Origin of the sequence: Niabella sp., assembly GCF_030150205.1 — a bacterium.
Classification (GTDB): domain Bacteria; phylum Bacteroidota; class Bacteroidia; order Chitinophagales; family Chitinophagaceae; genus Niabella.
Window position 1 is genome coordinate 159773 of record NZ_JASLGT010000002.1, and the last position, 13869, is coordinate 173641.

Sequence of the window (13869 nt, forward strand, 5' to 3'; positions counted from 1 at the left end):
ACCTAAATTGGGTGCAAAGGTACGCTATTCCCCGTTAAAAAGTGTAAAATAAACTTGTAGATTACAAAGGCCGGCAATAGTTCAAAAGCAACGAAGTAAATAAAAAAATGAAAGAGACTGATCTTGTTGCTTTTTTGCACCATCTGAAGGGCAACAATGAAGCGATACAGAAATAACGCGCCAATGATCAGCCAGCTAAGCGTCCAGATAATGGTTTTAATGCCGGTACCTCCCAATGACGTAATAACGATTACGGGAAGCAGGAACAATACCAGGATCTTACTTACCAGGAAGATCAGGAAGATATAGGCATCGGTGAGGTGTTGTAATTTAAAAAGCCAGCCAAATAACTTTAAGAGGAAAAATTTAGCCAGATATGCTACAGATACAAAAGCAACGGAAAATGCAAATAACTGCCAAAAGGGATAGGGCAATTCATTTGCCGTGAGCTGCTCCGCCATCAGGGAGAGGTAATACCCGGCTACGAATACAAATAAAATGTTAAACAGGAATGATGGGAGTGTGTTCTGACTTAACTGTTGCTGTAGCTGGCGCTGTTTTAGTGTACGCCGGAAAAACAAGGTGGTAAGGTCATCGAAGTATTTAGAAAATGCGGTTTTAAACCCCGCAAAGAGCAACATGATCCCCGCGAGCGTATAAAAGTAAATTTCTTCTCCCGGTTGTTCAACCCGTTTGCTGTATGGAGTGATGACCGGAGCTTTGGAAAAAGCATAATACGGGTGCCCGGCAAGGATTTGTTGCGTGCGGTTAAACAACTGCTCCTGCGCTGTAAACTGTGCTTCTTTTTTTAAACTGTCTGCAATGATGGCTTTGATCCTGGTAGAATCGATGGCAACGGGTGGAGCAGGGGGCAATGCTGTTGCCGCTTTTGCAGTGCTATCTTTTTTCAGATGCGCCGGGGATACTGCTTTTCCTGTAGAATCGCGCCGGATACCGGTTTGCGGGTGATGCACGGTTTTTTTTACAGCCGTCGTGTCCTTTTTTGCGGCTGGAAGTATAGTCTTTTTTAAAACATTTTTTTTCTGCGTTGTATCTTTTTGAATCGCAGGTTTATGGTTCGCCGCCGGAGCAGCAGGCCGCGTCGTTTTTATTGGATTGACCGAAGCTTTTTGCGCCGGGGTATCCGGAGTTTGTTTTTTACCCGCAGCCGCCGGCTGTGTTACCGGCTGCTTTTGTTTTGTACCAGCCGGTTTTTGGGCGGCCGGCCGCGTGGCTGTGGTTTTGCGGCTGGCCCCCTGTTGTGATGCCGGCTTTGCAGGCTGCGGTTGTTCTTTTGCACTGTCTTTTTTTTGAGCGGACAGATGGCTCATACAAAAGAAACTCAAAAAAAGTATGATGGATAAACGAATCAAAATAAAGGCATCTTTGAAACGCAAAAATAACAAGCTGCCTTCAATATTACTGAAAAAGATGGCCCGGGTGAAGTTCGGGGTTTAATAAAACAATCACCGGTGCTGTTGAACCGGGAGTGAAGCGAAAATAAAGGTTGGCGCGGATTTGCCTGATTGCGGGAATTGTAATATTTTTCTGGCAAAAACAGGCACTCCTGCCAGATGCATACAGATGTTTCAGCAGGAACGGCACACCCATTAAAAAATGTTTATGAAATATTGGTTCGTACTTGCAGGTCTTTTTATTTTGGGCCATGCTAATGCCTCGGTTGCCGGCAACCGCGATTCTGTATTTAATTATGAAGACAGCCGCTTTGAAAAAAACGGGTATGTATTGCATTTTACATCTAATGCGGATGATTTTAGTGCGGCAGTAAAAAAAAGAATGGTGGATGCTTTTTTTACCGTATATCCACGGCTGGTACAGGACTTTAACCAGGAGGCAGCAAAGGTTGTATACTTTAAGATCGATACTGCCTATCATGGTGTAGCCGCCACCGGCGGAGGAAAAGTAGCCTATGATCCCACCTGGTTTGCAAAGCATCCCGGAGATATTGATGTGGTAACACATGAAGTAATGCATATTGTGCAGAACTACGGAAGAAGTGTTGGCCCCTGGTGGATTACGGAAGGAATTGCAGATTATATACGGTTTAAATATGGTATTGATAATGGTGGCGCAGGCTGGAAACTTCCGGATTATTCAGACCGGCAGAAATATTCGGATGGATACCGGGTAACCGCGCGGTTTCTGGCGTGGATTGAGGCCCGGGTTAAAAGCGGTACTGTAAAAGCATTGAATACAGCCCTTCGGAATCACACCTATACTGCAGACAGCTGGAAGGCGATTACCGGAAAACCGGTAGATGATTTATGGCTGGAATATTCAAAGAATCCTGCCCTGTAAGCTGTTTTAACAAGTCTGTATGTTGCTTATTGCCGCGGATATCGGAGGCGGATCATATTTTCGCTTTATTGATACAATAAACAAAGTTGAGCCGGTCGGGTTCCCCGTGATAGGCTACCCATTCTTCTTTAAGTTTAACCGCTCCCAGCTTTTCGATGGCTTTTTGTGAGCGGTAGTTTTCGGCACCGATATGGAAATAAACGGTGTTTACAAATTGGAAAATGTATTCCAGCATGAGCTGCTTTACCTGTGTATTGAGTCCCGTGCCCCAGAACTTTGTGGCATAAAAGGTATACCCGATAAAAATGCTGTTTTCCTGTGGATCATAATTATAAAACCGGGTACTTCCTGCCAGCCCGCCATTGGGAGGGGCCTCGCAAAGAAAGGCGCCGCCGCTTTGTAATGCGCCTTCAAAGAACGTTTCAAATACTTTTCGCTGGTACCGGTCTTTATTCGGGTGCATCTGCCAGATGGCCGGGTCGGAAGCAACGGCAAACAGGCGCTCAAAATCGGTCTCTTTTAATGGAATAAGTTTTACGTACGCATTTTCAAGAACTGGCTGAATTGAAAAGGGTGGGGTTGAAGGTGAAGCGTTCATCATCACAAATGTTTTGCAGGTGAAGATAAAGAAAAGGTCCATCCGTTTTGTATTGGAAGCCGGTTCATATACAGTTGGGATAGTGATGCTGGGTTAAAAAAACAGAAGCCGTTCAGGAATGAACGGCTCTGATACACAAGGAGTGTATGTGCTTGTAATCTACTTTATGTGATTGTTGAAAAAGTTCTTTAATTAAGACTCAATGGTTTTACGTTTCGCTCTGCGCCGGGATAACCGATATTCTGGTTGATGACACCGTTTACATTTACGGTGATGGCATTTGAAGGAATGGGCCATAAAATATGATGCACGCTTATTTTATATTCGGCCCATTTATGCTTTACGCCTTTGTTATAAAAATTGCTCCGGCTCGCTACCCGGTCGTACCAGAAATTGATACCCATTTGTTTTACATTGGAGTTGGCGCCTCCGGGGCCGCTGATATTCTCCAGGCTGTATACACGTCCGCCAAATATTTCGCAGGGTTTTTTTGTTTTAGCATAGGTGTAGGCGATGCGTACCAGTTCCACGTGCCGGTTTTCTTCATAATAAAGTTCGCGGGCTCTTTCGTCCAGTATCTCTCCGATATTGATATCGGCGGCGGTGAGCGGCGTAGCTCCTGCCCGGGTGCGTACTTCATTCATGGCAACAGCGGCCGATCCCAAATCATCCTTCCAGTAATAGCATTCTGCCAGCATCAGGTACACTTCTGCAGATCGATAGATGTACCAGGGGGTTTGGCCACCGGCCCAGGTACTTTGTAATGGGTCCGGAACAAATGTTTTATAATGCGGCCAGGGAAACCAAAGGCGGATGGTATCTTCCACGCTCATGGCTGCCGGTTTTACAAAGTGTTTGGCATACCAGGGATTTTTGTTTTTTAGCAGGTCGGGGTTGTTATATATCAGATCCTCCATCCGCTTCCAGCTATCGTGGTTATAAGGTCCGCGCAGGTCATTGCCCTCCTTATCGGCCCGCCATATTTCATTGGTAGAGTACCAGGTAGGACGTAAACGCCCGATGCCGCGTCCGTACGTTCTATTGAGGTCCAGGCTGTCTGGAGTGCCTGCGGGCGACGGAGAAACGGTGCCCGTTGCGCCGTTGGGGGTTATAATGCCGCCACCATTCCAGTAGGGAACGGCATTGCGCATAATCTGGATGCGATCGTTAGGGGCTGGATCCTGCGGTTCTATATTTGGATAGGCCACCACATACATAAGACCCTCGGTGTTGGTTACATCCAACTTGGCATCCACGCTATGCAGGTCAAACATTAAGTTTGTATTGGGTTTGGTTTTATTAGAGGTAAAGCGCTCTTTCATCAGCGGGTGCAGGGCTACAATTTCCTTACCTACTGCAATGGCCCGGTCAAAATCAGTTAAGGCCATACACACTTTCATCAGCAGCACCCCGCAAGCTGATTTTGAAGTACGTCCGCGATCCACTTTCTCCGGAACCCACTGATAGGCAAATTCCAGGTCTTTTTTAAGACGTGCCAAAATACTCCAGCGATCGTTTGAATAAAAATCGTATTTGGGGCGCTCATAAACGGTATCAATAAAGGGCACATCTCCAAACTGGTGTACCAGCTTAAAATAGCGGTAGGCTCTTTGGAAGTAAGCAGCGCCCAGCACGGCATTCTTTTCGGCATCGTCTTTAAACTTAGCCCTGTCGATATTAATGATCACCGTATTGGCATATTTAACAGCATTATAGCCTTCTGTAAAATACCAGCCCACTTTAGTGGTATTGATATTGTTAAGATCGGCATCCGGTAATAGCGATACGTCCATATCCATTTGTGGGCCGGCTTTGTCGGTGGTGCCTTCCACAGCTACTTCCGATTGCATAATTTCAGTAAGTATAGGAGCCGCATCTCCAAAATATTCATGCCGCATATTGCGTTCACCGGCTGCCAGGGTTGAGTAAAAACTGCCGGGCTCCGTAAGCGTAACGCTTGGTTCGTATAGCGATAGCGTTTTAGGTTGCAGCCAGTCTTTTTTACAGGCTACCAGTATAAGCGCCATCAGGGAAATGAGCAATAGCTTTTTATATATAATTGTTCGTTTCATGGTACTAAAGATTAAAGGGTCAGGTTAAGACTTAAATTATAGGTACGGGGTGTAGGCTGTCCGGGTGTATATTCGTTCCCATCAGGGTTTTTTGTACGATATCCGCCGGATTCAGGATCGCCGAAAGTCCAGTGCGGCGCCCAGAACACCACATTTCTTACGGCTGCAGAAATGCGCAGGCTTTGTGCCTTCATGGCCTTTACCCAGGATTGGGGGGCAGCATAGGAAATGGATATATTATCGAAACGAATAAATGACCGGTCCACATAATAAGTACCTAGGTTTTTAGAGCCGATGCGGGCATAGTCGTTGATAGGGTTATTAACCGTCCATCTCGGCTGCATATAATCGGTGGTCCGGTCCGGGAAACTGCTGCTGTTGGCTGCCCTGTTAAACTGTTCTGTTTGACCCCAGTTGGAATAAATAAATAAAGACAGGGACCATTGTTTATAGTTGAAGTCATTTCTCCAGCTCCAGCGGAACCGCGGGCTTTTATATCCCTGGAAGGTTTTGTCGTCATTGGTCATCAGGCTGTCGCCATTCTGATCCTTATATTTGAAATCGCCGGGCTGGTTTCCGTATTTTGCGGCCGCTGCGGCTTCTGCTACCTGCCATACTCCAACCCGCTCATAGCTCCAGATCTGGTCCGGATCATGACCTATAAACCAGCTCTTGCTGATATCATCTGCCTCTTTTTTCCCGATCACATTGCCATTGGCATCTTTTACATCGACCATGATACCGTATAAATGCACAATCTTCCTTCGGTTAAGCATAAACATTAAGCCGGAGTTCCAGTTGAAATCTTTCTTTTGAATGATGCTCCCGTTGATGTTGATCTCGAAGCCTTTGTTATTCATCTGGCCAAGGTTGGCGGCCACGCTCGAAAAAGCTACAACCGATGGGAGCGAACGGTCCACCAGCAGGTCCTGGGTAGTAGCCGTGTAGGCATCAATGGTACCACTCAGCCGGTTTTTAAACAGGGAAAAATCCAATCCCAGGTTATAGGATGCCTTTGCTTCCCATTTCAGATCGGGATTGGCCATGCGGCTCACATAGAGCTGCGACCCCAGGTATACTACACCTGCCTGATTAATGTAAGGATGTAAACCGGAGGTCATATCGGATAAGGCGGCATATTGGTCAATATCCCGGTTCCCGTTCTTACCCCAGGAAAGTCGTAGTTTGAAATAATCCAGCCAGGAAGATGTTGACTGCATAAATTTCTCTTCCGATACATCCCAGGCAAAGGCCAGCGCAGGGAATGTTGCCCTCGGGTTTTTGGTACCAAAAGCAGAATAACCATCTCTTCTTATGGAAGCGGTCAGCATATAGCGGTCTTTTAAAGAATAGTAGAAGCGACCCATCAATGCATCCCCGGTTCTGTAGGTATCATTGCTGGAAGCATGTGGAACGGTTCCTGCCTGTAAACGATGGTAACCCAGGATGTCGCTGGGACTGAAACTGGATGCTGTGGCATCGGTCATCCAGAACTGACCCTTTTCCGCATTTTGCAGCAGGGTTACTTCAAAATTATGAATGTCATAGCGTTTTTTCCACCGCAGCACGTTATCGATTTGCCAGTTAAAGGTTTTTTCGAACTGGCGCTCGCTATTGCCGCCGGTAGAAGTCCAGTTGATGTTCTTGGACGATTCATGATTGTAGTACTCATGCCATACCAGGGAGGGGGTATAGTTCGATTGGATCTCAAAACCATAAGGAAGTGTAATAATACCATACAGGCTCGAATTGAGCGAAGTAGTCAGATCCTTACGGTCGCGGTACAGGTTATCATAAAAGGGGTTTACCGGGGTGGCATCGCTGGTAGGCAGGCGCCAGTAAAGCGGCAGGATACTGGTATCACCAATATTATTGGAGCCATAAGGAGAAATGGCCGTCATCTGGTTCCAGTCAGCCTGCAAAAAGCCTTCGTTCCGGACAGAAAAATTGGTATTAGCACCTACTTTCAGGAAGGAGGTCACCTTCGATTCCAGGTTCAGTCTTGTGCGGAAATCTTTAAAACGATCGCCCTTCACGATCCCCTGCCGGTCTACATGATTCAGGGAAAAATAATAACTGGAATTTTCGTTCCTGTTGGAAACAGCTGCTGTATAGTCCTGCTGTAAACCTCGCTGAAAAACCAGCTTCTGCCAGTTGGTAATTTTATTATTTATGTAATTGTCAATTTCGGGACTTTTCAGATCCAGCCGGGTTAACCAGGCACGGATGAGTTGTTCATCGGTTACAGAAGTTACCGGTGTTTTCTGACTGTAGTTATACCAGTCTAATGGCGTTACATTGGTTAGCTTTCGCGGGTCGATAAACATCTCCGGGTATTTTTGAAGATCAGCGTCTGTCCGTCTGCCCACTTCGTAGTCATAGCGCCATTGCAGGAACTCCTCGGGGTTCATTACGCGGGGCATTGCCGCGGCTTCTACCATACCCACATTGGCATTGAACGTAATCCGGGGTTTACCGACGGTTCCTTTTTTAGTGGTAATTAATACCACGCCATTAGCAGCCCTTGCCCCATAGACGGCAGTAGCGCTGGCATCTTTGAGGATGTCGATCGATTGGATATCGTTTGGGTTAAGATCTGCAAAGGAACCGTCAAAAATGACCCCATCTACTACACTTAAAGGACTGCTCCCGGCTTTAAGTGTACCGGATCCTCTTACCAATATATCTGCATCTCCCTTAGCTGCACTTCTTGGATTACCCTGTCCAATAATAAGACCGGCGGCATTACCCCGCAGCAGGTCCTGTACCGATCGGGGCGCTTCTTTTTCCAGCTTGGTGGCCTGCACAGATGCCACGGCCCCGGTTACATCTTTCCGCTTGGCCGTACCATAACCGATCACAACCACTTCATCCAGTCCCATCGTTGTTGCAGTCATGACCACTTGTATCTTCGCGTTGCCGGTAATATCCCTTTCCTGTGGCTCGTAGCCCGTTGAGGTAAATTCAAGCCTTGCATTTGCTTTTTCCGGAACATAGATGATAAATGCTCCTTTTTGGTCGGTGATGACCCCGGTATTGGTTCCCTTGATCAGGACCGAAACTCCTGGTAGCGGAGCGCCTCCCTGGCTGGTAACAACACCGGTAATGGTCCACCGGCTGCTCTGACCCAGGGACGATTCCGCTTTCCACATTCCGATAACTGTCAAAAATACAATTATCCAGTTTCTACAGCTGTTCATGATTTAAATTTGGTTTAGTTTAATATTGGGAATCGTTTTGTAAAAGAGATGGCATAATGATCCGGTCATCATCTACCTGTTTGGCAGACATGCTGAACGGGATTCAATAAGATCTTCTAAAAAAATACAATCGTTATTCCGATTTACATTTCACATGCTCAAGCATCACAAATCTAATGAATAAATAACGAATAAAAAGCGCAGAATGATACAAAGGATTTACGAAAACGTTGTAAATCCTTTGTACTCCAAATATGTTGCTGGCTGGTAAGGTATGGCGCAATTGTTGTGGTAGCAGTCGTAGTGTGTTGGCGCCGTTCGAAAATGAAAAAGCCGGAGATCATATCCCCGGCTTCATCCATATATCTTCAACTACGGACAGCTGCTGTTACAGCGTTTCCTTTAGCCATCCAAAGAATTCGCGTTGCCAAACCATAGCATTCTGGGGTTTGAGCACCCAATGGTTTTCATCGGGAAAAAACAGGAATTTGCTTTTGATGCCTCTCAGCTGCGCTGCCTGAAAAGCGCCCTGGCCCTGCTCAATGGGTACCCGGTAATCCTTGCCGCCCTGAACAATCAGGATGGGGGTGTCCCAGTGGGCTACGGCATTCAGCGGAGATGCAGCATAGGAACGCTGGGCTATCTTATTGTCTTTTTCCCAGTAATAGCCGCCCTTTTCCCATTGTTCAAACCAAAGCTCATCGGTAGTGCCGGTCATAGCGGTAAAGTCAAAAACACCATCGTGCGCAATAAATGTTTTAAACCGCTTTTGATGTCGGCCTGCTAACGCAAAAACAGAATAGCCGCCAAAGCTTGCGCCCACTGCGGCCCTGCGGTCTTTGTCTACGTAAGGCTCTTTTGAGATATCATCAATGGCATCCAGGTAGTCCTGTATTACTTTTCCGCCCCAATCCTTGCTTACATCGGCATTCCACCTGGTGCCGAAGCCCGGCATTCCACGCCTGGAGGGTATTACCACAATATAACCCTGGGAGGCCATGAGGTGAAAATTCCACCGGTAGGAATAGAACTGTGTAGTGGCAGACTGGGGCCCGCCCTGGCAATATAAAAGCGTGGGGTATTTTTTTGTGGGATCAAAATTGGGCGGATAAACGATCCATTCCATCATTTTCTGCTGGTCGGAAGTAGTGATCCAGCGCCGTTCGGTTTTAACCGGGGCAATCTGCTGATAGGCTTCATCATTTACGTGCGTTAACTGTGTGAGTGCGCCGGTTTTGATATGAAGTTTGTAGATCTCGGAAGCCCGCGAAATATCCTCCCGCGCCACGATGAGCTCATCACCGGTTTGAGCCACGATGGAAGTAATATCAAAATCGCCTTTGGTGATCTGCTGAATGCGGGGCAGCATGCGGGTAAGACCAATATCATTTACGGTAAATAGTTGTTCCGTTCCGTTTACCGGTGCTATAAAGAACAGGCTTTTACCGTCGTTGCTCCAGATAAAAGAAGATACATTGATCTGGTCGTTATGGCCGGTGAGGTTTACTGTAACGCCATTGGTCATGACCACCAGGTCATTTTTGTCGGCCTCATATCCATCGGTTTTCATCTGCAGCCAGGCCATCTTCCCTTGTTTGTTAAAGGCCGGGGCTACATCATAACCCTTATTGGCTTCAGTAAGATTTTTTGTAGTGCCGGAGGCGATGTCGTACGCGTAAATGTCGGTATTGGTGCTGACCGCATAATCGGTTCCATATTTTTTCTTGGTTACATAAATGATCTGCTTACTGTCCGGCGACCAGATAAAATCTTCATCTCCGCCAAAGGGTTGTTGCGGGCAAAAATAGGGCTCGTTAGGCATGATGTCTTTTTTCTGACCGGCTTGCCCATTTGTATATGGTGCAAAAAACACGTGGCTGAAACTGCCGTCAAACCAGGTATCCCAATGACGGTAATTGAGTGCAGTATATACCTGCGCCGATGTTTTATCCAGTTCCGGATAAAGATCACTGCCCATTACTTTTTTTAATTTCACGGCTTCGCTGCTGAGGATGTATTTTCCGTCGGGTGAAATACGGTTGTTGTCGAGCAGGCTTTCGGAGCTGGTCAGTTCCGCCGGCTGTCCTCCTGCAAGCGGGATAGCGTATTCTTTTGAATCCAGCTTGTTGGCAGCAATATTTGGGGTCGATACTTTATAGATCAGCGACTGTTTGTCTTTCGAGATTCCTACAGCGCTAACCCTGCCCAGCTTCAGCAGTGTTTCCGGGCTGAGATATTGTTGTGCATTGGCTTTCAGCATAAAAAATGCGGATAGAATGATGAATAATTTTCTCATGTGAAAAAATTTTGTGCAAAGGTACTTTCTTTGTTCCAGGTTCCAGGTTTAAAGTTTCAGGTCAGATCCGTTTGAAACTTGATGCTGTATCTCCGATCGCGAGTCAACCACAGCTGAAGGCTAAAAGCTAATGGCTGAATGCTCACGTACTGGCTATCAGCAGTCAGCAATCAGTTTTCAGATGATTCCGTTCTGAGTAAGCAAATCTTTATTTAATGCGAATCATCAATAGATTTATCACGGCCGAACAGGGACACCCAAAACTGAAGACTGATAACTGAAGACTGAAAACTGATAACTGATGGCTGACAGCTGAATACTAAAAGCTGATCGCGTATCCTAAAAATAACTGATGAACCCGAAATGGATCTTTGACTGCCGCAGGTTGAAGTTGGTGTCGTTCCGTTTCCCAACCGCCCAGGCCAGGTTGAATACCCCCGCCTTGGTTTCGAACGCCAGTCCGATGCCCACTCCCAGGAAATTATAATTTTTCCGCACACCCCGGCTTCCGTCATATCCCCAGCCGCCGTCCGCAAACGCATTCAGGTAGGAGTTTTCTCCCACGAGGTAGCGGTACTCCAGTGTGCCAATGGCATATTGCGAAAGAAACTGGCTTTGTTCATCAAAACCGCGTAACAGCCGGTAGCCGCCGATCTGGAATAATTCGTTCCGGAAAATGTTTTCACCGGCCAGGTATCCGCCTTGTATCGCTGTTTTGACGGTGCTGTTGCCGCGGGCCGATAAAGGTATATAGCGGGCGGCTGACAATATCGTACGAACCTGTGTTGACCGGAGTTTTACCGTATCATACAAACTACTAAAGTTAAATGCAGGATCCTCAGGATCTTCCAGTTCCAGCACCTGGTTGTTCTTTTTTATCTTTTTAAGTCCCCCGGTTCCTGTGAATTTTATATCGAAACCGGAAACCGGATTAAAGATATAATTGGTCGTATTGAGCTGGTACTCGATCCCGATATTGGAAATGGTTACGTCGGCCTCACGGGGCAGCTGCCGGGTTTGCAGTACCTGGTTTTTATTGATTGCACTGATGATGGTAGAAAACTGGTTGTAAAAGAGCTTGAAATTTTGCCGGGTGTTGATGGCGTATTGTGTGCCGGCGCGGTATTCGAAATTGAGATAGCTGGAATCCCTTTTTAGCATATTAAATGCAAAATCGAGCCCAAAGCGCGACCGGAACAGGTAGGGTTGTAAAAAGGCAATATCCAGGCGTTGAGAGGCTGCTTCCAGTTTTTGCCATACCAGTCCGATGGTTTCTCCGCCACCCAGGGCGTTTTTCAGGTTGAGCAATCCCTCCCCGGTGATCTGTAGCTTTTTGGATGTAGCAGCATCGCTATTGGGTAAAAAGCCAACGATAAAGTTCACCTGGTTACTTTTCTTTTGTTGCAGGAATATTTCCAGAATGCCTCCGGTGCTTCCCCAGTAAAACCGGGGCGGGAAGGTTTCTTCTATGTAATTGAGTTTTTTAAGTTCGGTACTGATGCGCTGCAGTTTTTCCTTGTTGTATACGGACCCATTCCGGATATCCAGGTAATGCTGAAGATAGTCGTTGCTGAGTTTTGCGTTTCCCGTAATCCGGATACTATCCACCCGGTAAAGTGGCCCCTGGCGCACCTGTAACTGCCCAGATACCTTATCTCCCTGTATCCGGAGTGCATCTACATATACTTTGGCAAAAGGGTGGCCATGGTTTTCAAAGTAGTTCAGCATCCGTTGTTGTATATTGCCCAGCAGTTCATAATCTAAAGGACGATCTTCAAAAAGATGCGGATCAAAGCCTACCTGTGCCAGCCATTTGCGGCTTTCTTCTGTAGTAGAGAGAGCTTCCCAGGTGTAGCGCATACCCGTAAAAAGCTGCATATAGGCGGAGGTGGAATCCAGCCGCAGCGAGTCGACAGACGCGGTGATATAGCCCTTCGCCTGCAACAGCGGAAGCAACTGACCGGTGTACTGATGGCAATCGTCCCGGTTAATAAAATCGGTTTTAATGCCCAGGGTGTCGTTGATAAAAGCAGGAGACCGGTCTATGGGAGCAATCACCAGCGCATACCGGTTCTGGGAGGCAGCATGAAAGCCCATCCATAAAAATAACAGGAGCAGCGTTAACCGGTGTTGTACCTTTGTCATTCGGAAACACAAATAAACGCCATTTTGGTGAACGATGTATCGTTCCGGGCGCTGTGCACGAATTAAAAATAATAAACAAATAAATCGTCCGTCATTGTCTGGTATTTATATCCATATTCCGTTTTGCAAGCAGGCCTGTCATTATTGTAATTTTCACTTTTCCACTTCCCTGCACTACCGGGAGGAACTGGTACAAGCCATTGCAAAGGAAACGGCATTTGCTGCGGCCTCCGGTTTTTTGGAGCAGGAGCCGGTGCATACGGTTTATTTTGGCGGGGGAACGCCCAGTTTACTGCCGGCAGCAGATATTGTGTTCCTGTTAAAACAGGTAAGGACGCATTACCCGGTTACGGCCGATGCCGAAATAACCCTGGAGGCAAACCCGGATGACCTGATTCCCGAAAAACTGGAGGCCTGGAAGCTTGCCGGTGTTAACCGCCTGAGCATTGGCGTGCAGTCTTTTTTTGAATCGGACCTGTTGTGGATGAACCGGGCCCATAATGCGAGCCAGGCCCGGGCCGGGCTAACGCTTGCCGTACAGTACTTTAACAATATCACCATGGATCTGATCTATGGTGTTCCGGGCTTGAGTAACGAACGGTGGAAACAGAATGTGGATATTGCTTTAGAAGCGGGTATCCCGCATTTGTCCTGTTATGCCCTTACCGTGGAGCCACAGACCCCGCTGGATAAAATGGTCCGGAAACATATAAAGGAAGATGTGAATGGTGATATACAGTCGGAGCAATTTTTGTTGCTGATGGATTGGCTGCAGGCTGCGGGTTACGAACATTATGAGATCTCCAACTTTGCCAGGCCCGGGTTCCGGAGCCGCCATAACAGCGCCTATTGGAAAGGCACGCCTTATTATGGCTTTGGACCGGCGGCACATTCTTTTAACGGGGAGCTGCGTCGCTGGAATGTTGCGAATAACCAGCAATATATCCGTGCCATCAGCGAAGGGCATATTCCGTATGAAGAGGAAGTATTAACACCTGTACAACGGCAGAATGAATATGTAATGATTGCACTCCGTACAACGGAAGGTATCTTATTAGCGCAGCTGGATGAACCGGCGCAACGGCGGATCCTGCAAGCGGCAGAAACATACCGGGAACGCGGATTGGTGATTATGGATGATACCGGTATCCGGCTCACCAATGAAGGTAAGTTGTTTGCGGATGGCATCGCGGCCGACCTGTTTGCTACGGAATAGCAGGGTGGCAACCGGCGGCTTCC

At 47.1% G+C, this 13869-nt stretch carries 8 protein-coding genes; 2 read left to right on the top strand and 6 right to left on the bottom strand.

Annotated elements, in window-relative coordinates:
• Positions 1 to 2 precede the first annotated feature (2 nt).
• Positions 3 to 1331 (bottom strand): DUF4271 domain-containing protein, encoded by a 1329-nt coding sequence (locus Q1V85_RS01275; protein WP_300596619.1) that lies wholly within the window; start codon positions 1329 to 1331, stop codon positions 3 to 5.
• 292 nt (positions 1332 to 1623) lie between these two features.
• Here Q1V85_RS01275 and Q1V85_RS01280 point away from each other — a divergent pair, with 292 nt between their 5' ends.
• The gene (locus Q1V85_RS01280) at positions 1624 to 2319 is read left to right on the top strand and encodes a basic secretory protein-like protein (protein ID WP_300596621.1); all 696 of its coding nucleotides are present in this window, start codon (positions 1624 to 1626) and stop codon (positions 2317 to 2319) included.
• A 52-nt stretch (positions 2320 to 2371) separates the two neighbouring features.
• On the opposite strand, the gene Q1V85_RS01285 is transcribed toward Q1V85_RS01280, so the two are convergent.
• From Q1V85_RS01285 to Q1V85_RS01305, 5 genes are all read right to left on the bottom strand, one after another.
• The gene (locus tag Q1V85_RS01285) at positions 2372 to 2920 is read right to left on the bottom strand and encodes a GNAT family N-acetyltransferase (protein WP_300596623.1); all 549 of its coding nucleotides are present in this window, start codon (positions 2918 to 2920) and stop codon (positions 2372 to 2374) included.
• A 185-nt stretch (positions 2921 to 3105) separates the two neighbouring features.
• Positions 3106 to 4989 (bottom strand): RagB/SusD family nutrient uptake outer membrane protein, encoded by a 1884-nt coding sequence (locus Q1V85_RS01290; protein ID WP_300596625.1) that lies wholly within the window; start codon positions 4987 to 4989, stop codon positions 3106 to 3108.
• Between the two features lie 11 nt (positions 4990 to 5000).
• The gene (locus Q1V85_RS01295; RefSeq protein WP_300596627.1) at positions 5001 to 8156 is read right to left on the bottom strand and encodes a TonB-dependent receptor; all 3156 of its coding nucleotides are present in this window, start codon (positions 8154 to 8156) and stop codon (positions 5001 to 5003) included.
• Between the two features lie 421 nt (positions 8157 to 8577).
• The gene (locus Q1V85_RS01300) at positions 8578 to 10485 is read right to left on the bottom strand and encodes a S9 family peptidase (RefSeq protein ID WP_300596629.1); all 1908 of its coding nucleotides are present in this window, start codon (positions 10483 to 10485) and stop codon (positions 8578 to 8580) included.
• Between the two features lie 339 nt (positions 10486 to 10824).
• On the bottom strand, positions 10825 to 12630 hold the full coding sequence (locus Q1V85_RS01305) for a POTRA domain-containing protein (RefSeq protein WP_300596631.1): 1806 nt from the start codon (positions 12628 to 12630) through the stop codon (positions 10825 to 10827).
• A 94-nt stretch (positions 12631 to 12724) separates the two neighbouring features.
• Between Q1V85_RS01305 and hemW the strand changes: the two genes are divergently transcribed.
• Positions 12725 to 13846, top strand: coding sequence for a radical SAM family heme chaperone HemW (hemW, locus tag Q1V85_RS01310; RefSeq protein WP_300596633.1), 1122 nt, complete (start codon positions 12725 to 12727; stop codon positions 13844 to 13846).
• The last annotated feature ends 23 nt before the right edge of the window (positions 13847 to 13869 follow it).